The organism is Hymenobacter terrigena, from assembly GCF_054776515.1.
The window spans coordinates 201,081-222,891 of record NZ_BAAHBU010000003.1 but is presented as its reverse complement, the minus strand read 5'-3'; the positions used below and the strand labels follow the sequence as shown (position 1 = coordinate 222,891).

Genomic DNA, 21,811 nt, shown 5'->3' with positions numbered 1-21,811 from the left:
CTTATTCTATCCAGCAGGAAGGATTTTTGTCATGTCTGACCCGCTCAATACTCATTCCAAATTCACTTTCGAGCATCTAAATTAGTATGCATGCCGATTAGGTGCGAACTTTACCAGTCCACTCCCATCCAGCGCGCCCTGCCACTTCTTAGCCCCTCCGTGCCATGCCGCTCGTTGCTGAATCTCACTATCAAGCGCCGTTTTATCTGTTCAACGGCCATTTACAGACCATCGTGCCCAGCCTATGGCGCACCGTGCCCGACGTAGCCTACCAGCGCGAGCGCCTGGAACTGCCCGACGGCGACTTCCTGAACCTGGATTGGAGCCGCCTGCCCGAACACCTGCCCACCGATGGCCTCGCCATCGTGTCGCACGGCCTCGAAGGCGACGCCTCGCGGCCTTACGTGCGCGGCATGGTGCGTGCCCTCAACCGCGCTGGCCTCGATGCCTTGGCGTGGAACTACCGCAGCTGCGGCGGCGAGATGAACCGCCTGCTCCGCTCCTACCACCTCGGCGACACAGAGGACTTGGACCTGGTGCTGCGCCACGCCCTGGCCACCGGCCGCTACCAGCGCGCCTACCTGCTGGGTTTCAGCGCGGGCGGCAACGTGACGCTGAAATACCTGGGCGAGGATGCGGCCCGCGTGCCGGCCGAAGTACAGCGGGCAGCGGTATTCTCAGTGCCAACGGATTTGAAGGCCAGCTCGGTGCACATCGGCCGGCTGCAGAACCAGGTTTATATGCGCCGCTTTTTGAAATCGCTGCGCCAGAAAATCCGTGATAAAGCCGCGTTGATGCCGGGCCAGGTTGATTTGGAAGGCCTGGAGGAACTTAGTAATTTCCCGCAGTTTGACGATAAGTACACCGCGCCCATGCACGGGTTCGACTCGGCCGAAGCCTATTACCAGTACGCCAGCTCAGGCCGCTACCTCAGCGGCATTCAAGTGCCTACGCTGTTGGTAAATGCCCAGAACGACCCGTTTCTGCCGGCTTCCTGCTACCCGCGGGAGGTGGCGGCTGATTCGCCCTTCGTGTTTCTGGAAACCCCACCGGAGGGCGGGCACGTTGGCTTTACCGAGAGCAGCGGAGAATATTATTCTGAGCGGCGGGCGGTGGCGTTTCTGATGGCGGAAGTGCCGGCGTAGGTGCCGCCTGTCATTGTCAGTGGAGCGCGGCGGAACGTGGCAATGACAGACGACTACTTCGCGGGTACGAAAACCACCTTTTTCGTCTCGTAGAATTCCTCGCTGAAGTAATCGCTCAAATCCGTGACTTTGGTTTTGAGGCCGGATTCAGCGATTTCTTCGGTCAGGTCGCCGCCTTTGAGGTAATAGAGACCGGAGCCGGGCGCGCCCTGGGGCTTGAAGCGGTGGGCAATCCAAGGGTGGAAGGTGGCGAGGCGGGCCACGGCGCGGCTCACCACGTAGTCGAATTTCTGGCGCACCTGCTCGGCCCGGGTTTGCTCGGCGGTTACGTTGTTGAGGCCCAGCGCAGCGGCCATGAACTGCACGGCCCGAATTTTCTTGCCGATGCTGTCCACGAGGTGGAAATGCACTTCGGGGAACATGATGGCCAGCGGCAGGCCGGGCAGGCCGCCGCCGGTACCCACGTCGAGCACGGCACTGCCCTTCGGGAATTGCACCACTTTGGCAATGCCCAGCGAGTGCAGCACGTGGCGCTCCATGAAGTTCTCCATGTCGGGGCGCGACACGAGGTTGATGGCTTCGTTGGTGGCGCGGAACTCGGTTTCGAGCTGCTGGAAAAGCTGGAGTTGTTGCGGGGTGAGCGCGGGGAAGTAGTGCTGCAAGAGGTTCATAGGTGCAAAGGTGCACGGTTTGGGCCGTTTACGTCGCTAAGGCGGACACCAAAGCGTCATGCAGAGCGCAGCGAAGCATCTTTACCGCTTTGGTGTAATGGCATTAATTTACTACCAAGGTAAAGATGCTTCGCTACGCTCTGCATGACGGCCTTTTCCACTTTCGGCCAACCCAAACGCCATAAAAAAGCCCCGACTTGCGCCGGGGCTTTTCCTTTAAATAATCTGCTTGGTGTGTTTCACCATGTCATAGAGCAGCTCGCGGGCGCGGTGCAGTTGGGCCTTCACGGTGCCGAGCGGGGCTTTGAGCTCGGTGGCGATTTCTTCGTAGCTGAGCTCGTCGAAATAGCGCAGAGACACGAGGCGCTGGTACTTATCGGGCAGGCGCGACACGACGTGGCGCATGATTTCAATTTTCTGGTTGCGCACGGCGTGCTCGGCCGGGTTCAGGTCATTGTCGCGGAAATCGATGGTGATTTCGTCGCCGTTGTCAACCTTGATGGCCGAGTCAATCGACATGGTTTTGATTTTATTCTTGCGGATAAAATCAATGCAGTTGTTGGTGGCAATGCGGAACAGCCAGGTGCTAAAAGCATACTCCGGATTGAACTTGTGCAGGTTGCGGAAAGCCTTGGCAAAAGCCTCGATGGTGAGGTCTTCGGCGTCGTCCTGATTGCGCACCATTTTGAGCACCACGTGGTAGACGGGCTTTTTGTAGATGTGCATCAGCTCGGCGTAGGCCTTCTCGTCGCCGTGGTCCACGGCGGCGCGAATCAGCTTAAAGTCGTGCTTGGCTTTGGCTGAAAACTGCTTTTGAATATCTTGGTTGTTTACTTCCATCGAAAGGTGCGGTTAAGGAATAGCGAGATTCCCAGGGCCAGGTATTGGAAAAAATAAACCGCGTCGAGCACCGGCAGGAGCACAACGATTACGGGCTGGGCGAGCCGTTGGCTCAGACGCGCATACACGGCGCTCACGAACAATGTCCGGAGAACCCATACGACTGCCAAAGGTACCCAATTGTTTGGCGAAAAAACTAGCACGACGGTGGCCAGATAGAACAACATATTGGCTAGCACAAACGTGCCCACCCGCAAACGGTCGGCCAGGCGGTAGGCGCGGCCGGCAGATAAGTGCCGACGCTTCTGGCGCCACCAGGCAGCCCAGGTTTCGGCGGGCTCGCTCAGGGTGTGGGCCGAGGGGTCGGCCACTACGGCCACGCGCTGGCCCTGCCGCACGGCGTCCTGCACCAGCAAATCATCATCGCCGGAAAGCTGGCGGATGTGGGAGGCAAAGCCTTTGGTGGCCGTGAAACAGGCGCGGGTGTAGGCCAGGTTGCGGCCCACGCCCATGTAAGGCCAGCCGCGCCAGGCAAAGCTGAGGTACTGCGCGGCCGTGAGCAGCGTTTCGTAGCGGATGAGCTGGTTGAGGAAACCGGGGGCTTCGGTGTAGGCCGAGAAGCCGAGGACAAGGTCGGCTCCGTCTTGTTGAGAAAAGCCGCGCTGCATGAGGCGCAGCCACTGGTTGGTGGCCGGAATGCAGTCGGCATCGATAAACAAAAGGCGGGCGTAGCGGGTGGCTTTGATGCCGAGGGTGAGGGCGTATTTCTTGGGTGCGAAGCCGTCGGGGGTGCGGTCGATGGTGACGAGGCGCACGGTGGTGGGATAATACTGGGTGAGCTGCTGGGCGTATAAATAGGTGTCGTCCTCGCTGCGGTCGTCGATGAGCACGATTTCGAAGGCGGCGGGGTAGTCCTGCTGGAGCAGCAGCGGCAGCAGGCGGCGCAGGTTGTCGAGCTCGTTGCGGGCGCAGACGACGATGGAAACGGATTCCGAGTCCGGACCGGGCGCATCGGCGGGCGCTTCGGGCGCGCGGCGGGCGAAAGGCCAGAAGAAATACGCGGCGTAGAAGAGCTGCACCAGCACGCACGCCAACAAAAGCCAGAAGAAAGGGGACGTGGGTACGGGTGGAAGCAACAAAGCAGCGGATACGAATGAGCCCGCAAAAGTACGGGGCGCGAAACGGGCGGGTTACCTTTGTGCTTTAGTCATACGCGTCTGTCATCCTGAGCGGAGCGAAGGACCTTATCGCGTCAGCGCTAATCGTACTGACGCGATAAGGTCCTTCGCTCCGCTCAGGATGACAGACGACTAATGGCCAATTATCATCGCATGACCTTCGACCTCCTCGCCCAAGACCCCGCCACCAAGGCCCGCGCCGGCCGCCTCGAAACGGCCCACGGCCCCATCGAAACGCCCATTTTTATGCCCGTGGGCACGGCCGGCACCGTGAAGGCCGTGAGCCAAGCCACGCTGAAAGATGATGTGCAGGCCCAGATTATCCTCGGCAATACCTACCACCTTTACCTGCGGCCGGGCCTGGATGTGCTGAAAGCGGCCGGCGGCCTGCACAAGTTCAACGGCTGGGACCGGCCGATTCTGACCGACTCGGGCGGCTACCAGGTGTACTCGCTCAGCAACACCCGAAAGATTAAGGAAGAGGGCGTGAAATTCCGCTCGCACATCGATGGCAGCCAGCATTTGTTCTCGCCGGAGGGCGTGATGGACATTCAGCGGGTGATTGGGGCCGACATTATTATGGCGTTTGACGAGTGCACGCCCTGGCCCTGCGAGTACGACTACGCCGCCCGCTCGCTCGACATGACGCACCGTTGGCTGAAGCGCTGCATCCAGCGTTTCGACAGCACCGAAGGCCTGTATGGCTACGAACAGAACCTGTTTCCGATTGTGCAGGGCAGTACGTTTAAGGATTTGCGGGTGCGGTCGGCTGAGTTTATCGCCGAGCAGGGCCGCGCCGGCAACGCCATCGGCGGGCTGAGCGTGGGCGAGCCGGCCGAGCTCATGTACGAAATGACCGAAATAGTCTGCGACATTTTACCCAAGGACAAACCCCGCTACCTGATGGGCGTGGGCACGCCGGCTAACATCCTCGAAAACATTGCCCTCGGCGTGGACATGTTCGATTGCGTGATGCCGACCCGCAACGCCCGCAACGGCATGCTGTTCACCACGCAGGGCATTATGAACGTGACCAATTTGAAATGGGCCACCGATTTCACGCCCATCGACCCCGAACTAGAGGGAGCGGCCAGCACGTTCTACACCCGCGCCTATGTGCGCCATCTCTTCCAGTGCCAGGAGATGCTGGGGCCGCAAATTGCCTCGGCCCACAACCTCACGTTTTACCTGTGGCTGGTGAAAGAGGCCCGCAAGGAAATCATCGCCGGCACGTTTGGCCCCTGGAAGGAGCGCATGGTGAAGCAACTGATGACCAGATTATAGTGGTTAATGATTAATGCCTAGTGATTAGTGCTGTTCTGCACTCCTGGCTTATTTTGAATTAACCATTAAACACTAATCATTAATCACTAATAAAAGTGAATATCCTCGACAAATACATCATTAAGAAATTCCTCGCCGCGTTTTTCTTCTCGGTAGTAATTCTGGTGACGGTGATTTGCGTGATTGATTTCACGGAGAAAAACGACGACTTTATTCAGCATAATTTGTCGATGTCGAAAATTATTTTCGGCTATTACATTTATCTGTTTCCGTATTTCGCCAACCTGCTTTCGCCGATTACCATTTTTATCGCCGTTGTATTTGTAACGGCACAGCTGGCAGCGCGGACGGAAATTGTGGCTATTCTGGCCAGCGGCGTGAGTTTTCGGCGGCTGATGCTGCCTTATGCCATCGGGGGCAGCGTGGTGGGGCTGCTCATATTCGGGCTGATTGGCTGGGTGCTGCCCATTGGGAATAAGTCGCGGGTGGCGTTTGAGCGGGCGTACATCAAATTGCCCTACCGGTTTCAGGGGCGCAACGTGCACATTAAAATCGGGCCGCGCAGCTACGTGTACATGGAGAGCTACGATAACCTGAGCAACATCGGCTTCCATTTTGCCCTCGAAACCGTGGACAGCACCGTGCTGCGCCGCCGCCTCACGGCCGATGCCATCAACTGGGATTCGACCAAGCACGTGTGGCATTTGTCGCCGCAATTGATACGCACCTTCAAAGGCCCGCAGGACGAAACGCTGAAATCCGTGCCCGCCCGCGACACCACGCTGAACCTGTTTCCCAAGGACTTTGCCAGCACCTACAAGCTGGCTGAAACCATGACGCTGCCGGAGCTGAATGCTTACATCCGCACCAAAATTGAGCGCGGAGCCGACGACACCCAGCTCTATCTGAGCGAAAAATATGAGCGGTATTCATACCCCTTCGCCATCGTTATTCTCACGCTGATTGGCGTGATTCTCAGCGCCCGGAAATCGCGGGCCGGCGTGGGCGGGCAAATTGCGCTGGGCTTTGTGCTGGCCTTCGTGTTCATCATTTTCGTGATGCTGAGCCGTAACCTGGCGCAGGTGGGCAGCCTCTCGCCCATTGTGGCGGCGTGGGTGCCCAGCACGGTATTTTCGGTGATTGGGCTGGCGCTGTACCGGTTTGTGCCGAAGTAGCGCGAACTTTTAGTTCGCGTATTGCTGCAACGCAGCAAACTGGCGTTGCACGACACCGCAGATTTTCTCATGCGATTCTCGCCGCGCTGCGGCGATACGCGAACTAAAAGTTCGCGCTACTATTATGCTCCGCGACTATCTCAAGCTTCATTTTATTGTGCTCCTGTGGGGCTTCACGGCCATACTGGGCAAGCTGCTGACGGTGCCGCCGGTGGAGCTGGTGTTCTGGCGCACGCTGCTGGCGGCTACAGGGCTGGCGGTGCTGCTGGTGGCGCGGCAGATGCCGTGGCGGGTGTCGGCGGGGCAGGCGGCGCGGCTGCTGGCGGTGGGCGCACTGGTGGCAGCGCACTGGATAACCTTCTTTCTGGCGGCGCGGCTGTCGTCGGTGAGCGTGTGCCTGGCCGGCCTGGCCACGCTGGCGCTGTGGACCTCGCTGCTGGAACCGCTGCTGCTGTGGCGGCGGGTGCGCGGCTACGAAGTGGGCCTGGGCCTGATTACCATGGTGGGCCTTTACCTGGTGAGCCAGGCCGAGCTGGACCAGCTGCTGGGGCTGGGCGTGGCGGTGCTCTCGGCTGGGCTGTCGGCGCTGTTCAGCGTGCTGAACTCGAAGCTGATTAAGACGCATCCACCGCTGCGGCTCACGTTTTATGAGATGCTGGGCGCGTGTTTGAGCATCGTGCTGTTCTTCCCGATTTACAGCCATTATTTCACGCAGGGCCAGGGTTTACAGCTGGCGTGGCACGGCTACGACTGGCTCTGGCTGCTGCTGCTGGCGGGCGTGTGCACGGTGTACGCCTTCTCCACGTCGGTGGAATTGATGAAACGGATTTCGCCCTTTGCCGTGAACCTGACCATTAATCTGGAGCCGGTGTATGGCATTTCAATGGCGGCTGCCATCTACTGGCTGCACACCAAAGGGCTGCTGCACGCGCCGCAATTCAACGGCGAGCGCATGAGCACGGGCTTCTACATTGGCACCCTGCTCATCGTGCTCAGCGTGCTTATTCACCCGCTGGTGGCGCGATTGATGAAGGATAAGGAGCCGGACTTGGAACCGGCGATGCCGGTTTAGAGCGCGCCCTGCCATACCGTGTATGCAGCCGGCCACGCCATAGCTGCCGGCTCCCCGCCATCCCACAGGCCGTATACTGCCGAGCCGGAACCCGACAAGCTTGCATAAGTAGCGCCAGCGGCATAGAGCTGCTGCTTGATTTCGGCCAGGACCGGGTGGCTGGGCGTGAGGGCTGTCTCAAAATCGTTGCTTACGGTGTCGCGCCAGGCGCTCATGGGCTGGGCCAGCGCTTCACGCAACGGGAATTTTGGCGGCTGCGGGGTGATGCGGGCGTAGGCCTCGGCCGTGCTGATGTGCAGGTTGGGATACACAACCACACAGGGCACGCCTTTCAGATTCAGGTCAATTTCCTCGAATACGTCGCCTTTTTCCACGGCCAGCACAGGCTTGTTCCGGATGAAGAAGGCGCAGTCGGAGCCCAGGCGCCGGGCGTAGCTTTCCAGCGTCTCAGTAGCAAGATTGAGGCTGAACAGGTCGTTGGCGGCTCTGAGGGCGAAGGCAGCATCGGCGGAACCGCCGCCCAGGCCGGCCCCGATGGGCACTATTTTGTGCAGGTACAGCTGCACGGGCGGCAGTTTGGGAAAATCGGCTTGCAGCAGCTCGTAGGCTTTCAGGCAGAGGTTGGTGGCGGGGTCGCCGGGGATGGGACGGCCGGTGAGCGTGAGGCTGGTAGCGCCCCCGGCGGGCGCGGGTAGCATTTCCAACGCATCGGTCCAGGGCAGGGGCACAAACACCGATTCGAGGGTGTGGAAGCCATCGGGGCGGCGCTGGGTGACGTAGAGGCCGAGGTTGAGCTTGGCGTTGGGGAAGGTGAGCATGGGGCGAGCGCAGCAAGGGCCGCAGCGAAGCGGCAGCCGCAAAGGTACTTTTGCGTCGTGTCCGCTCCCATTTCCTTTTATGCCCGCCACGGCAAGCGCCTGCTCGACCTCGCGCTGGCCGGGCCGCTGCTGCTGCTCACGCTGCCGCTGCTGGTGGGCGCGGCGGCGCTGGCAGCCGGCCAGAACCGGGGCCGCTGGCTGTTTCGGCAGGCGCGGCCGGGGCGGCACGGGCGGCTGTTCACGCTGTATAAGCTGCAAACCATGACCGACGCCCGCGATGCCGCCGGCCAGCTGCTGCCCGATGCGCAGCGCCTGCCCCCGCTGGGCCGCTGGCTGCGCGCCACCTCGCTCGACGAGCTGCCCCAGCTTTGGAACATCGTGCGCGGCGACTTGAGCCTGGTGGGGCCGCGCCCGCTGCTGCCCGCGTACCTGCCACTGTACTCGCCCACCCAGGCCCGCCGCCACGAGGTGCGCCCCGGCCTCACCGGCTGGGCGCAGGTGAATGGCCGCAACGCCATCGGCTGGGAGGAGAAATTTGCGTTTGACGTATGGTACGTCGACCATCTTTCGCTGCGGCTCGACTTGCTGATATTGTGGCGCACCGCCGGGCGGGTGCTGGGCGCGCGCGGCATCACGGCCCCCGGCGAGGCCACCACGGCGGCGTTTCGGGGCAGTCCCCCACTGCCGCCTTCTTCGTAATACTTAATACTTAATTATGACGCAACTCTTCTTTTCTGATTACGACGTAACCGAGGCGCTGCCGCCGCTCGTCATTTTCGGGGCGGGCGGCCTGGGACGCGAGGTGCTACTGCTGCTTCAACAGCTCAACGAAGCCCAACCGACGTGGCTGCTACGCGGCTTCTACGACGACCACGCGCCTGCCACGCCCACCGTGGGCGGCCTCCCCTACCTCGGCACCAGCGCCGACCTCAACGCCACCGCCGAGCCGCTGGCCGTGGCTGTGGCCGTGGGCAGCTCGGCCAGCCGGGCGGCCGTGGTGGCGCGCCTTACGTCAGAGCAGCTTAGCTTTCCGAGCATTGTGCATCCGGCGGTGGCACTGGGGCCGCAGCAGCGCGTGGTGCTGGGTGCGGGCTGCATCATCCAGCAGGGCTGCCTTCTAACGTGTGATATTTCGCTGGGCCGCTTCGTGCTGCTCAACCTGGGCTGCACCGTGGGCCACGATGCGGACTTGGCCGATTTCTGCTCCCTGATGCCGCACGCCAACGTGAGCGGTGCGGCGCGGCTGGGCCGGGGCGTGTACCTTGGCACCAATGCCACCGTTATTCAGGGGGTGCACATCGGGGAGAATACCATCCTCGGGGCCGGGGCAGTGGCCGTGCGCAATTTGCCCGCCAATGTTACGGCTGTAGGCGTGCCGGCACGGGCCATTTGATAATGAAGATTTTCTCGAATGTCATGCAGAGCGCAGCGAAGCATCTTGCCCGCAGTCACTAATCCAATCGAAAGGATTTACTGGTGGCAGGCAAGATGCTTCGCTGCGCTCTGCATGACGTTCTACTACAATAACCCAATCAATGCGCAGCCAGGATTACGACCGTCTCTACCTCTCCCCTCCCCACCTCGGCCGGCACGAGCTGAACTATGTGCACAAGGCCATTGAGGACAACTGGGTGGCCCCGGCCGGGCCGAATATTACGGGCTTCGAGGCCGACATCTGCGCGGCGGTGGGGGTGCCGTATGTGGTGGCGCTCACGTCGGGCACGGCGGCCATTCATCTGGGGCTGATTTTGCTGGGCGTGGGGCCGGGTGATGAGGTACTGTGCCCCTCCTTCACGTTTGTGGCCACGGCTAACCCGATTGTGTACCTTGGGGCCACGCCGGTGTTTGTGGATAGCGAGGCCGAAACCTGGAATATGTGCCCCGAGCGCCTGCGGGAGGCTATTGTGGACCGCATTGCCAAGGGCAAAAAGCCCAAAGCCCTCATCCTGGTGCACCTCTATGGGATGCCGGCCAAATTGCCCGAAATCCTGGCCCTGGCCAGGGAATTCGACATTCTGGTTCTGGAAGATGCGGCCGAGGCGCTGGGTTCGGAGTGGCAGCAGCAGCCGCTGGGCGGCTTCGGGCAGGTGGGCGTGTTTTCCTTCAATGGCAACAAGATTCTGACCACCAGCGGCGGCGGCGCGCTCGTGACGTACGACCGCGCCCTGGCTGAGCGCGCCCGCTTCCTGGCCACCCAGGCCAAGGACGACGCCCCCTACTACCAGCACTCCGAAACCGGCTACAACTACCGCCTGAGCAACATCTTGGCCGGCATCGGGCGGGGCCAGATGGAGCTACTGGCTGAACGGGTGAAGCGCCGCCGCGAAATCTTTGCCTGGTACCGCGAGCACCTCGCCAACGTGCCCGGCCTCACGGTGGCCCTGGCCCCGGAGCCGGCCGGCAGCCGCTCCAACCGCTGGCTGACCACCGTCCTGCTCGCCCCCACCCTGGCCGACGGCCGCCCCAACCCCGTCACCCCCGAAGCCCTGCGCCTGCACCTCGAAACCCACAACATTGAGAGTCGGCCGCTGTGGAAGCCGCTGCACCTGCAGCCCCTGTTTGCCGCCGCGCCCATGTACGGCGGCGCGGTGTGCGAAGACCTGTTTGCCCGGGGCCTGTGCCTGCCCAGTGGCTCGGCCATGGGCGATGCCGAGCTGCGCCGCGTGAAAGAAGCTGTGCGCGAGGTGCTGGGGTAAGCCGCGCCACCTGGCACGAGTACCCCGAATTTTTAATTCGGATACCAGCACGTTGCGTATAAAGCCCAAGCTGCCCTGCCTGCTCCTCACAATGCCGGTCAGCTCTTGCTGCCATGCGCGTCTTTTTCGTGGTTTTTCTGCTCACCGTGGCCGGGCCCGCCGCTGCTCAACACTTGCTGAGCGGCTACGTGGTTATGGTGGGCGGCGACAGCCTGCGCGGGGCGCTGCACGTGAGCGGCTCGCCCCTGGAACAGCAGCGGCTGATTCGGTTTGTGCCCTTGTCTGGCAGCGTACGCCTCTCTCTGGGGCCAGCCCAAGCCCGCGCCTACGGCTACGTGCAGGGCACGGATACGGTCCGTTACGTGTCGTTTTCGCTGCCCACGGGGGTTGCCGGCACCAGGGAGCTGTTTCTCAAACAACTCGAAGCCGGCCCGGTGCAGCTCTACGAACGCTACGAAACCACCACAGGCCGCGGCACGGCCAGCCTCCGACGCGAATGGCTCCTGCGCCCAGCCCGCCAGCAGTTGGTGAACACCTATTGGTGGAATTTTGCGAAGGAGGCCCCTGCATTTTTCCGCGCGTGCCCGGGTCTTGCCATCGACCTGCAAGCCGGGCGGTATCACCCGAGCGACCTGCGCCGCATCGTTCGCATTTATAACCAGTGCGGGGTGGCAACTCCGTAGTTTCGCCGGGATACGCCCGCCGCTGCACGGATGAGAACGCACAAACCCGAGCGCCGGCTGCGCCCGTCTGCCAACGATTCCAGCGCCGGCTTTATCCAATCCAGGCGAGCAGGGCCTTCCACAACACGACGGCGATAAACAGCCAGGCCAGCAACAGCAGCCACTGCCCGGTGCGCGCCCGCGAGGCCGCGCGCGCCTTCTGCTCGTTCCATTCCCGGTCCAACTGCTGGTCGATGCGTTGCGACCACAGACGCCCAATGAGCACGATGAACGGCACGAGCGTGAGGAGAAAAGCAACGAAGAACAACCAGGCCAGCCCCTCTCCCCAGTCACCCATCAATAGTATCGTCCGCATGGCCCAAAGCTAGGCCGCCCGCGTCCCCGCAAAGCCGGCGAAAGCACGGGCGAATTAGCTGGCGCACCCGCTTACCGCTTATGCAGGTGGATGGACTGCCCCACCAGCTTCCACTGGCCATCGACTTTTTCCAGCAGCCGGATTTCCGTCGAGTAGCTTTTTTGGCCGTTCCGGGCCGTCGATTCTTCGTCGTGGCTCACCCAGGCCGTGGAGCCGGTGATATTGATGTGATAATTGGTATTGACGGAGGTGCCACCCTGGCCCATCGATGGCGAGGGGGCCAGCATCTGGGCAGGCGGCACGTCCAGAAACTTGCCGTCGGCCGTGGAAACCAGGATGCGGCTGTAGGGCGTGACGTGCCAGCAGGCGGCGTGGGCCGCCACGTCGCCGGCCCGCCAGGTGGCCGATTCCCGTTCCAGCAGGTGCTTGATGGCAGCGGTTTCGTCTGCGGCTACGGGCCGGCTACAGCTGCCCACGGTTAGACTGCTAAGAAGCAGTAGCGGCCATTTCATGCGATGCGTGCCCATAGAAATAGCGAAAAGTGCCAATAGAACGACAAGATAACAGCAGGCACTTGCCGGTTGGCGCGGCTGCGACGCGTGCTGATTGAATTTTAGAGTTCACCAAACTCATCCCTTCGAGGCTTTCGTAAACTTTGATTCGTAGACGAGTTTCGTAAACTCGCTATGTGCTGCAATAGCTTGCACGAACCTCGTAGCGGCCTGCTGCTAGTGGTTTGTAGAAACCAGAGCTAGAATGACGGATAAAAAGGAGTCATCAGGTAAGCCCCCGTTGTCATTCGCGCCACAATCTCATGGGGTGGCATCACCATGCCGATGTCTGCCGCTACCAGTTTCCCCTGGAGTTCTCCTACCCGTTGCATGGGTTCATTCGGGGACCAAACCATCCAATTTTTCGATAGGGCCACGGGCTCTTTTCCCGGCATCCGCCCGTAATCGTCCGTATGCCGAAAAACGGGCGAGGCCCCCGCTGCAACTGCGCCATTGCCCACTTTTGTCCATAAGCCCATTTTTACGCCGGTTCTCACCATGCCATGGGTATGGAAGTCAATCGTCCCGAGCACTAGTGACGTTAAATCGACTTCCTCAGTCGCCTCAAACGTTTTGGCAAACGCTCTGAGCACGTGGCTGCCTAACATGGTGTTGTCGTCACCAATGTATTGAAAGTATTTTTTTTGGTGCGTGCCAACCGCGACCGCAAAAACGTCTCCCACCTTAAGTACAAATCCTGGCATAATTAGGAATGGAGAGCTAAGTATAAGGCCACCTGCTTTCACCCGTTTTTCAAGCCCGTTCAAAGCGGATAAGGGTAGCAGCGGGCAAAAGTAAAGTATGGCATAGGCACCGCTATGTGTTCAGCGAAACGGTGGTTTTTATTTTCATCTCTGCAAACGCGCGCTACTAGAAGACCAAGTTACGCTAAGTGGCTAGCGGTTGCTCGTTTAGCAAACGAGTACTTGCGGCCCGCTTCATGAGTTGCTGAAGCCGCCGGCGAGTACTCGCTAAGTACTTCATCAATGCGAAAACCCGACCGCGAGTACTCGCGCGGCATTTCGGCAGTACCAAAACCCACTAGCGAGTACTCGTCGGGCATTTGCTGAATATGAAAAGTCCCCAGCGAGTACTCGCCGAGGACTTTCGCAACCACGGAAGCGGAGAGCGAGTGCTTCCCAGGCGGTTAGGGTTTGGGCAACACCGGCACGGCAGTTTTTTTATTCTTGGGCAGTTTCGCCGCCGAGAAATCAAAGAAGCTATACACCTTCTTCTCATCCTCAAACTTCAGTTCCAGCTGGGCCTTGAGGCGGCGCTGGGCGCGGGCGATGGCGGCGCGGTCGTCGGCGAGGTCGAGGATGGCCGCGCCGATGTCGGCGTCCTGGTTATCGCGGGCAGTCGTGGCGGCCACCACGGCCTCGTAGCGCTTTTTGGCGTCGGCCCCGAGCGCGGGGTAGAGGGCGGCCTGCTGGGCGCGGTAGAGGGCCACCAGGGCTTTCGATGCGGTGAGCAGCTCGGGCTGCTTAAGGGCGTTGAGCTTGCTCTTGCCGAACTTCTTGAAGTCGGCGTACACGGGCAGCTTGCGCAGCTTGGGCGTGATGTAGTCCTTCATGGTGTCGTCGACGAAGGCCAGCCATTCGGTGCGGGCCGCGTGGTAGGCATCGGTGCCGCCGGCCGTGGATTGGTTGCGGTCGGCCAGGTTTTCGTCGAAGCCGGCGATGGCGGTTTGCAGCTCTTCCAGCAGCGGGGTGAACGCGGCCCCAAGGTCGGCCGTGGTGGCAGCGTGCAGGCTGTATTCGGCCTGGGCCTTGTAGGCGGGCCGGTCCATGCGCAGGCTCTCGAAGGGGTTGGTGAAATAAGTAAAGTACGCGCCTTCCATATGGGTAAAAATGGGGGAAATGGGAAAGGAAAAAAGCCGTCGATACGCCGGCTACGGCTGGGCCTCAGCCGCCCCGTAATAGTAGCGCTTTTCCCCGAAACCGGCGCGGATGCGTACCGTGGCCCGGACTTTGCCGTTAAAGGCAAACCTCATTTCTTAATTTCCCATGAAAACTTCCCGTCTCCTCGCGCTGCTGCTGCTGGCCTCGCCCCTCGCCGCCCTGGCCCAGACCAAGCCCACCACCACGACTACGACCACCAAACCCACCACAACCACGACGACTACCAAGCAGACGACCGCCCCGGCCGGCACCCAGCAGCAAACCGAAGTAACCGAAGACCTCGACCCCGAAACCGGCAAGGTCATCCGCCGCACCACGCGCACCATCAACGTGCCGGTGGGCACAGCCCCCAGCCCGGCTCCGGCCTCTACCTCCAGCAGCACCATCCTGGATGCCCCCGTGACCTCCGCCACCGATGCCCAGGTCACGGCCTTCCTGCGCAAGAAAACCACCGTGAGCACCCTCACCACCACCGGTCTGCTCTCGGCCTACGACCTTTTCATGCAGCGCGTGCGCAACGACCGCGCCAACTGGAAACCCACCGATTGGGCCAACGCCGCCGCCATCATGAGCAGCCTCAACGACCGGTACCAGCAGCTGCGCAGCAGCTTCTCGCTCGATGACAAGCTGACCATCCGCTCGCAGCAGGGCGAGTTTCAGGCCCTGCGCACGGCCAAGCAGATTTCCACTCAGGTATCGGACAAGCTGTAGCCGGCGCTGGCCTTTGGCTAGGCAATGTAGGGGCGGGGGCGTACCCGGTAGGGCTTGCCCCCGCCCCTACTCCGAAACTGTGCCCTCCCCTTCCCCCTTCTATGACCACACACACCTATGACCTCGGCCTGATTGGCAACTGTGCCTTTCTCGGCCTCATCGACACCGATACGGCCGTGCGCTGGCTCTGCTGGCCGCGTTTTGATAGCAGCTTCGTGTTCGGCAGCCTGCTCGATGATAAGAAGGGCGGCGAGTTCAGCATCCGGCCCACGGCGGCGGGCGGCTTCACCTCCAGCCAGACCTACGCGTCCAACACCAACGTGCTGCGCACCGAAATCACGGCCGCCGACGGCACCTACCGCGTCACCGATTTTGCGCCCCGCTTCGCGCAGTACGACCGGTACTACAAGCCGCTCATGCTCATCCGCAAGCTGGAGCCGCTGGCCGGCACGCCCCGCGTGCGCGTCGCCTGCCGCCCCATGGGCCAGTACGGCGAGCTGGAGCTCACGCGCCGCCGCAGCTCCAACCACATTGCTTTTCTGGGGCTGGAAGAAGAAATCCGCCTCACCACCAACATCTCCCTCACCTACATTCTGGATGAGGAAGACTTCGTGCTGAACGAAACCAAATACCTCGTCCTCACCTACGGCGCGCCCCTCGAAGCCCCTTTGGAAAGCACGGTGGAGCAGTTTCTGCGCAACACCACCGACTACTGGCACAAGTGGGTGAAGAGCACCAGCATCGGCACCTTCCACCAGGATGCCGTCATTCGGTCGGCGCTGGCGCTCAAGATTCATCAGTACGAAGACACCGGAGCCATCATCGCGGCCAGCACCACCAGCCTGCCCGAGGCCCCCGGCAGCACCCGCAACTGGGACTACCGCTACTGCTGGATGCGCGACACTTACTACATCCTCACGGCCTTCAACAACATCGGCCACTTCGAGGAGATGGAGCGCTACTTCCACTTCATTGCCAACATCAGCACCAGGGTGGAAGACAAGTACCAGCCGCTCTACGGCATCAGCGGCAAGGCCGATTTGGTGGAAACCGAGCTGCCGCTGGCCGGCTACCTCGGCAACCAGCCCGTGCGCATCGGCAACGACGCCTACACCCACATCCAGAACGACGTGTACGGGCAGGTGCTGGTGGCCCTGCTGCCGCTCTACGTCGACTGCCGCTTTGCCTACCCCGACCAGCTCCCGCCCGAGAAGCTGGCCACCGAAGCCCTGCGCCTCATGGAAACTACCCTCGACCAGCCCGACGCCGGCCTCTGGGAGTTCCGCCACATTGCGCAGCGTCACTGCTACACCTTCCTGTTTCACTGGGCCGGCGGCCACGCCGCGCAGCAGGTGGCCCGCTTCCTCGGCAACAAGGACATGGAGGCCCGCGCCACCCGCCTCATCAAAGCCGCCACCGACCGCATTGAGCAGTGCTACGACGCCGAGCGCGGCGTGTACACCAACGCCATCGGCTCCGATAACCTCGACGCCAGCACGCTCCAGCTCATCCTCATGGGCTACCTCGACGGCAACTCCGACAAAGCCAAGAAGCACCTCATCGAGCTGGAAAAGGAGTTAAAAACCCCCGAAGGCCTCTTCTACCGCTACCGCCACCCCGACGATTTCGGCACGCCCGAAACGACGTTCCTCATCTGCTCCTTCTGGTACGTGGAGGCCCTGGCCTGTGTCGGCCGCCTCGAAGAAGCCGCCGCCGAGTTCGAGAAGCTCATCAAATACGCCAACCATTTGGGGCTCTTGTCAGAGGATGTAGACGCGAAAACCGGCTCGCAGTGGGGCAATTTCCCGCAGGCGTACAGCCACGTCGGGCTGGTGAATGCGGCCTATCGTATTGCGCAACGGCAGGACAAACCAAGCTTTGTGGGGTAGTCGTCTGTCATGCCGGGTCCCGTCTGTCATTGCGAGTGGAGCGCAGCGTAACGCGGCAATCCGTCCTCTAAATGTGACCAACTTTGAGATGTGATAAAGCCCTTTTCAAAAACCGAAAGCCCCGATACTTTGCAGTGTCGGGGCTTTCTGGTAAAAGGAAGTATCTGGTTTTGACAGGACGGATTGCTTCGGCTGCGCCTCGCAATGACAGGGCCGCTCCTACTCAATCAGCTTGCGCAGTAGCTGCCGCACTTCCGTAGGCGATTCCACATGGAACCGCGCCGACGAATGCGGGGCCGACCCCACCCGCACCGTAAACGCCTCCGCGGGCAGTGCCCGGAAGGTGTCCTCATCGGTCCGGTCATCGCCCAGGGCCAGAATGAAATCGGGGCTGTAGTAGCTCAGCCAACGGGTGGCGGCCGTGCCTTTGTTGATGCCGGCGTTTTTGATTTCCAGCACTTTGTTGCCTTCCATCACCTGCAAATCAGTGTTCGAAGTCATAAAGGTGAGGTGGTTGAGCAGCTCGCGGGCGCGCACGGTCCCCAGCTCCTCATCCACGCGGCGGTAGTGCCACACCAGCGAGTAGTCCTTCTCTTCAATGAAGGAGCCGGCTGTGCGGGCCACGTACAGTTCCAGCACCGGCAGCAGTTCGCGCTTCCAGTCGTTGCGCATGGGCTGGAAAAGGCTCCACTCGTCGCCCGCAGCCCGCAGCCACACGCCGTGTTCGGCGATGAAGTCAACGTGCAGGTCGCCCAGCCATTTTTCCAGCGTGTCCCGGTCGCGCCCACTGATGATGACCACGCGGTTTTGCTGGTTGTCGCTTAGCGCCTTGAGCAGCAGGCGCAGCTCCTGGTCGGGCTGGGCGCGCTGCGGGTTGGCGTGAAAATTCACCAGCGTGCCATCATAATCGAGCAGCAAAAGCCGCTGCCTGCTGGCGCGGTAGGCTTCGAGCAGCTGGCCGGTGGGCGCGGGCGTGAGGGTTTCGGTGGCCAGGGTTTGCTGCTTCATTTTGGTATAGGCGAGCTGGTTGAGGAAGAGCTTGGTCCAGGAAAACACGTTGTAGCGCTTTACGAGGGACTGCATGGCCGTCATGCGCTGAATCTGGTCCTCTTCGGGCATGCCCAAAGCTTCGTGCATGGCCTCGGCCAGTTGGTTGACATCGGTAGGATTGATGATGAGAGCGTCGGACAGCTCCCGCGCCGCGCCGGCCCGCTCGCTAAGGATGAGCACGCCCTTGTGGTCGGCTTTGCAGGCCACGAATTCCTTGGCCACGAGGTTCATGCCATCGCGCATGGGCGTCACCAGGGCCACTTCCGCCAGGCGGTAGAGCGAGGCCAGCTCCTCCAGCGGCAGTGAGCGGTAGAAGTAGTGAATCGGCGTCCAGGCAACGGTGCGGTAGGAAGCGTTGATGCGCCCCACCAGCTCGTCGATTTCCACCTTCAGGTCCGCGTATTGCGCCACTTGGTCGCGCGAGGGCACCACCAGCATCACAAGGCTCACCTGCTCGCGCCACTCGGGGTGGTTCTGGAGCAGCAGCTCAAACGCCCGCAGGCGCTGGGCAATGCCCTTGGTGTAGTCGAGCCGGTCGATGGACAGGATGACGCGCACATTGTGTAGGGCTTCGCGGTACGTGGCCTCGTGCTGAATGGCCGCTTCCGAGGCCGCCGCATCGGCGTAGCGCTGGTAGTCGATGCCCATCGGGAAGGCATCAACGCGCACGGCGCGGTGCTCCACCTCAATCTGGCCATTCACGGCCGACAGCCCCAGCACCTGCGATACCGAGCTGAGGAAATGCCGCATGTAGCCAAAGGTATGAAAGCCGATAAGGTCGGCCCCCAGCATGCCGCGCAACAGCTCGGCCCGCCACGGCAGCACCCGAATCAGCTCGTACGATGGGAACGGAATGTGCAGGAAGAAGCCAATGGTGGCCTCGGGCCGGGCTTTGCGCAGCAACTCGGGCAGCAGCAGCAGCTGGTAGTCGTGCACCCAGATGGTATCCTCGGGGCCGGCCTGGGCCAGTACGGCCGCGCAGAATTTCTCATTTACGGCCACGTAAGCCTCCCAATGGGACTGCTCGTAAGTGGCAAACTGCGTGAAATAGTGAAAAGTGGGCCAGAGCGTGGAGTTGCTGAACCCCTCGTAGAAATCCCGGATTTCAGTCTCGGTCAGAAACACCGGCGACATGCTATCGGCCTGGAGCTGTTCGGTGACGTATTTTTCTTCCTCTTCGTCGGTCACGAACAGTCCCGGCCAGCCTACCCACACGTTGCCATCCGCCCGATAAATGGAGCCCAATCCCGTGGCCAACCCGCCTTCGCTGGGTTGAAACGTGAGGCTTTCTTCGGAACGAATGACTTTGGTAGGAAGGCGGTTAGAGACTATTATCGTGCGGGGCATAGGCAATGGGTAAGGGTGAACAACCTCATGGTTTACGGTAGTTAACCAGATTCAGCCCATATTTTCCCACTTAGCTCAGCCGTACGCACGCCGGCTTTGCGTCAAAACCGCGTCTGGATTTCCGCCTTATCGGCCGTGTCCGCAACCGCTTTCCTGCCTACTCCAGCGCGTATGCCAAATCGCCCAACAACTCTTCCACTGGCTCAATGCCCACGCTCAGTCGCACCAGGCCCACGGTGATGCCTAACTCCGCCCGCTGCGCGTCCGTCAGCGCCCGGTGCGAAGTGTAGAGCGGGTGCGAGCACGACGAATCCACACCCGCCAGCGAGGGCGCAAACGGAAACCGCTCACTCCGCTGCATGAAGCGGTTCACCGCCGCCGCATCGTCCGGCAGCCGGAACGAGAGCATCCCACCAAACCGCCCTCCCCCCTGCACCGTGGCCAGCGCGTGCTGGGGGTGCGTGGGCAGGCCAGGATAATACACGGCCTGCACGGCCGGATGGTCGTTTAGGAAGTCGGCTACCTGCCAGGCGTTTTCGCTGTGGGCAGCCACGCGCAGGCGCATGGTTTTCATGCCGCGCACGGCCAGCCAGCTCTCCATCGGGCTCAGTGTCAGGCCGAACACGATGCCGATTTGACGCAGCCGGGCCACATCCTCCGCCGTGCGGGCCACCACGGCCCCGGCCGTCACGTCGGAGTGGCCGGCCAGGTATTTGGTTACGCTGTGCAGCACGAGGTCGGCCCCGAAGGCCAATGGCCGGGTCAGCACGGGAGTCGAAAACGTGTTATCCACCACCAGTTTCAGGCCGTGGCGATGGCATTCATCGGCGGCGGCGCGCAGGTCCACCACGCGCAGCAGCGGGTTGCTCATCGTTTCGCACAGCAGCAGTTTGGTAGCGGGCTGCACGTAGGCCGCAAGGTCATACAGGCCTTCGAACGGCACATACGTCACCGTGATGCCCAGCCGCGCCAGCTCCAGGTTCAGCAGCGCCGCCGAGCCGCCGTAGATGTCGGCCGCGCACAGCACGTGGTCGCCGGCCTGGCAATAGGTGAGCAGTGCCGCGAAAATGGCCGCCATGCCCGAGCCCGTGGCCACTGCGCCCGCGCCGCCTTCCCAACGGGCTACGGCAGTGGCCAGCTCATCCGAATTGGGGTTGCCGTTGCGCGAGTATAGGTAGCGGCTGCCCGGCTCGTCGAAGTATTGCTGCACCGCGTCGAGGTCCTCAAATTTGAAAACCGACGTTTGGTAGATGGGCGTGATTTTGGGCTGAATGTTCGGATGGTCCATGAGCGCGAAAGCGGAGCGTGAGGCGCAAAGGTCGGCACGCATCCGGCTTCGCCGCTACTTCACCGGGGTCTGCATGTGCTGGCGGTTCTCGCGCCGGAACACCTCCATCAACACCATGAAATACGACACCAGCAACGGCCCCACCACCAGCCCGATGATGCCGAATATCTCCACGCCCAGCACGATGCCCACCAGCGTTATCAGCGGGTGAATATTACCCATGCGCTTGGCCAGCACGATGCGCAGCACGTTGTCGATGTTTATAATCAGGATAAAACCCACCAGCAAAATCCCAAGGGCCTGCCCCTTATTCCCCTGCGAAAACTGGTAGAGCGCCGCCGGGGCCCATACCAGCGGTGTGCCCAGCACCGGCAGAAACGCCGCAAAAAAGGCCACCACGCCCCAGAAAACCGCATCGGGCACCCCAAAAATCAATAGCGTAACGCCCGTGAGCACGCCCTGTACCACCGACACCAGCACCTGCCCCAGCACGTTGGCATTCACGTTGTTCTTCAGCGACTCGCCCAGTTCCTGCAGCGTCTCGTTGCGGAACGGCAGGTAGCGGTGCAGCCCCAGCAGAAAAAACGTTTCCTGCATAAACATGTAGTACATCGTGAACAGCATCAGGCCCACAATTACCAGGAAATTAAGCGCGCTGCTGGCCAGCGAGGGCAGCCAGCCCGTCACCTTGGCCCCGCCCTGCAGCAGCAGCTGGCGCACGTTCACCTGCTCGGTCATTTTGAAGCCGGTGGCTCTTTCCAGCTTATGAATCACCTCCAACAGCCGGTCCGGGTTCTGCGCGAAGGCAATGAGGCGGTCGAGCAGCAGCGACGTCAGGGCGTAGAACGGAATCACGAGCACGACCACCGTCACCACTAGAATGCCCCCCGCCACTAGCTGCCGGTTCCAGCGCCGCTCGTGTACCAGCGCTATCCACCACGGCCGAAAGACTACGAACAGGATGCCCGCCGCCAGAAAAGCCGTGAGGTACTGCGCCAGCCCAAACACCATCAGGGCCGCAATGCCTATCAGCGAGGCCACCAGCAGCACGTACCGCTGCCGTGGGGTATAAATATTTTCAACGGCAACAAACGGGTCCGAAGATTTCATAAAAACAAAGGCAAATGGTTTTGCGCGCCATATGGCTATACGGCATT

At 61.3% G+C, this 21,811-nt stretch carries 21 protein-coding genes; 10 read left to right on the top strand and 11 right to left on the bottom strand.

The features are described 5' to 3' along the window. Positions 1-164: 164 nt before the first annotated feature. Positions 165-1,145 carry a YheT family hydrolase gene (locus tag ACYU7Q_RS14080; protein ID WP_460610075.1) on the top strand — a complete coding sequence of 327 codons (981 nt, stop codon included), beginning with the start codon at positions 165-167 and terminating at the stop codon, positions 1,143-1,145. A gap of 53 nt (positions 1,146-1,198) precedes the next feature. Here ACYU7Q_RS14080 and rsmG read toward each other — a convergent pair whose 3' ends face one another. From rsmG to ACYU7Q_RS14065, 3 genes are all read right to left on the bottom strand, one after another. After that, on the bottom strand, positions 1,199-1,816 hold the full coding sequence (gene rsmG / locus ACYU7Q_RS14075; protein ID WP_460610074.1) for a 16S rRNA (guanine(527)-N(7))-methyltransferase RsmG: 618 nt from the start codon (positions 1,814-1,816) through the stop codon (positions 1,199-1,201). A 216-nt stretch (positions 1,817-2,032) separates the two neighbouring features. Then, positions 2,033-2,656, bottom strand: coding sequence for an RNA polymerase sigma factor (locus tag ACYU7Q_RS14070; RefSeq protein WP_070728736.1), 624 nt, complete (start codon positions 2,654-2,656; stop codon positions 2,033-2,035). Next, positions 2,647-3,795 (bottom strand): glycosyltransferase, encoded by a 1,149-nt coding sequence (locus ACYU7Q_RS14065; protein ID WP_460610073.1) that lies wholly within the window; start codon positions 3,793-3,795, stop codon positions 2,647-2,649. Before ACYU7Q_RS14065 ends, ACYU7Q_RS14070 begins: the two co-directional genes overlap by 10 nt. A gap of 192 nt (positions 3,796-3,987) precedes the next feature. Between ACYU7Q_RS14065 and tgt the strand changes: the two genes are divergently transcribed. The 3 genes from tgt to ACYU7Q_RS14050 all read left to right on the top strand — a co-directional run bounded on the left by tgt (position 3,988) and on the right by ACYU7Q_RS14050 (position 7,365). Further along, positions 3,988-5,118 carry a tRNA guanosine(34) transglycosylase Tgt gene (gene tgt, locus ACYU7Q_RS14060; RefSeq protein WP_460610072.1) on the top strand — a complete coding sequence of 377 codons (1,131 nt, stop codon included), beginning with the start codon at positions 3,988-3,990 and terminating at the stop codon, positions 5,116-5,118. 95 nt (positions 5,119-5,213) lie between these two features. After that, positions 5,214-6,293, top strand: coding sequence for an LptF/LptG family permease (locus tag ACYU7Q_RS14055; protein ID WP_460610071.1), 1,080 nt, complete (start codon positions 5,214-5,216; stop codon positions 6,291-6,293). A 124-nt stretch (positions 6,294-6,417) separates the two neighbouring features. Then, entirely contained in the window at positions 6,418-7,365 is a 948-nt protein-coding gene (locus tag ACYU7Q_RS14050; protein WP_460610070.1) for a DMT family transporter, read from the top strand. On the opposite strand, the gene ispE is transcribed toward ACYU7Q_RS14050, so the two are convergent. Then, positions 7,362-8,183 (bottom strand): 4-(cytidine 5'-diphospho)-2-C-methyl-D-erythritol kinase, encoded by an 822-nt coding sequence (gene ispE, locus ACYU7Q_RS14045; protein ID WP_460610069.1) that lies wholly within the window; start codon positions 8,181-8,183, stop codon positions 7,362-7,364. The two genes, ACYU7Q_RS14050 and ispE, sit on opposite strands and share 4 nt — an antisense overlap. Before the next feature lie 57 nt (positions 8,184-8,240). Between ispE and ACYU7Q_RS14040 the strand changes: the two genes are divergently transcribed. From ACYU7Q_RS14040 to ACYU7Q_RS14025, 4 genes are all read left to right on the top strand, one after another. After that, positions 8,241-8,882: a sugar transferase gene (locus ACYU7Q_RS14040; protein ID WP_460610068.1), complete on the top strand. Its 642-nt coding sequence runs from the start codon at positions 8,241-8,243 to the stop codon at positions 8,880-8,882. Between the two features lie 16 nt (positions 8,883-8,898). Continuing rightward, positions 8,899-9,576, top strand: a complete 678-nt coding sequence (locus tag ACYU7Q_RS14035; RefSeq protein WP_460610067.1) for an acetyltransferase — start codon at positions 8,899-8,901, stop codon at positions 9,574-9,576. Positions 9,577-9,718: 142 nt separating this feature from the next. Further along, positions 9,719-10,879, top strand: coding sequence for a DegT/DnrJ/EryC1/StrS family aminotransferase (locus ACYU7Q_RS14030; protein WP_460610066.1), 1,161 nt, complete (start codon positions 9,719-9,721; stop codon positions 10,877-10,879). Between the two features lie 113 nt (positions 10,880-10,992). Beyond that, on the top strand, positions 10,993-11,562 hold the full coding sequence (locus tag ACYU7Q_RS14025) for a hypothetical protein (RefSeq protein ID WP_460610065.1): 570 nt from the start codon (positions 10,993-10,995) through the stop codon (positions 11,560-11,562). A 91-nt stretch (positions 11,563-11,653) separates the two neighbouring features. Here ACYU7Q_RS14025 and ACYU7Q_RS14020 read toward each other — a convergent pair whose 3' ends face one another. The 4 genes from ACYU7Q_RS14020 to ACYU7Q_RS14005 form a co-directional block, all read right to left on the bottom strand. After that, complete coding sequence (locus ACYU7Q_RS14020; protein WP_460610064.1) at positions 11,654-11,917, bottom strand: hypothetical protein; 264 nt, start codon at positions 11,915-11,917, stop codon at positions 11,654-11,656. Between the two features lie 71 nt (positions 11,918-11,988). Next, positions 11,989-12,429 carry a nuclear transport factor 2 family protein gene (locus tag ACYU7Q_RS14015; protein WP_460610063.1) on the bottom strand — a complete coding sequence of 147 codons (441 nt, stop codon included), beginning with the start codon at positions 12,427-12,429 and terminating at the stop codon, positions 11,989-11,991. Positions 12,430-12,668: 239 nt separating this feature from the next. Continuing rightward, positions 12,669-13,235, bottom strand: coding sequence for a hypothetical protein (locus ACYU7Q_RS14010; protein ID WP_460610062.1), 567 nt, complete (start codon positions 13,233-13,235; stop codon positions 12,669-12,671). 380 nt (positions 13,236-13,615) lie between these two features. Then, complete coding sequence (locus ACYU7Q_RS14005; RefSeq protein ID WP_460610061.1) at positions 13,616-14,308, bottom strand: hypothetical protein; 693 nt, start codon at positions 14,306-14,308, stop codon at positions 13,616-13,618. A gap of 166 nt (positions 14,309-14,474) precedes the next feature. Between ACYU7Q_RS14005 and ACYU7Q_RS14000 the strand changes: the two genes are divergently transcribed. Both ACYU7Q_RS14000 and ACYU7Q_RS13995 read left to right on the top strand, forming a co-directional pair. Beyond that, positions 14,475-15,080 carry a hypothetical protein gene (locus ACYU7Q_RS14000; protein WP_460610060.1) on the top strand — a complete coding sequence of 202 codons (606 nt, stop codon included), beginning with the start codon at positions 14,475-14,477 and terminating at the stop codon, positions 15,078-15,080. A 101-nt stretch (positions 15,081-15,181) separates the two neighbouring features. Next, complete coding sequence (locus ACYU7Q_RS13995) at positions 15,182-16,969, top strand: glycoside hydrolase family 15 protein (RefSeq protein WP_460610059.1); 1,788 nt, start codon at positions 15,182-15,184, stop codon at positions 16,967-16,969. A 219-nt stretch (positions 16,970-17,188) separates the two neighbouring features. Here the strand turns inward: ACYU7Q_RS13995 and ACYU7Q_RS13990 are convergent, their stop codons facing one another. From ACYU7Q_RS13990 to ACYU7Q_RS13980, 3 genes are all read right to left on the bottom strand, one after another. Continuing rightward, a complete protein-coding gene (locus tag ACYU7Q_RS13990; protein WP_460610058.1) occupies positions 17,189-19,366 on the bottom strand; it encodes a bifunctional alpha,alpha-trehalose-phosphate synthase (UDP-forming)/trehalose-phosphatase in 2,178 nt (725 codons plus the stop codon). A 157-nt stretch (positions 19,367-19,523) separates the two neighbouring features. Beyond that, on the bottom strand, positions 19,524-20,654 hold the full coding sequence (locus ACYU7Q_RS13985) for a trans-sulfuration enzyme family protein (protein ID WP_460610057.1): 1,131 nt from the start codon (positions 20,652-20,654) through the stop codon (positions 19,524-19,526). Positions 20,655-20,708: 54 nt separating this feature from the next. Next, positions 20,709-21,764 (bottom strand): AI-2E family transporter, encoded by a 1,056-nt coding sequence (locus ACYU7Q_RS13980; protein WP_460610056.1) that lies wholly within the window; start codon positions 21,762-21,764, stop codon positions 20,709-20,711. Positions 21,765-21,811: the final 47 nt, after the last annotated feature.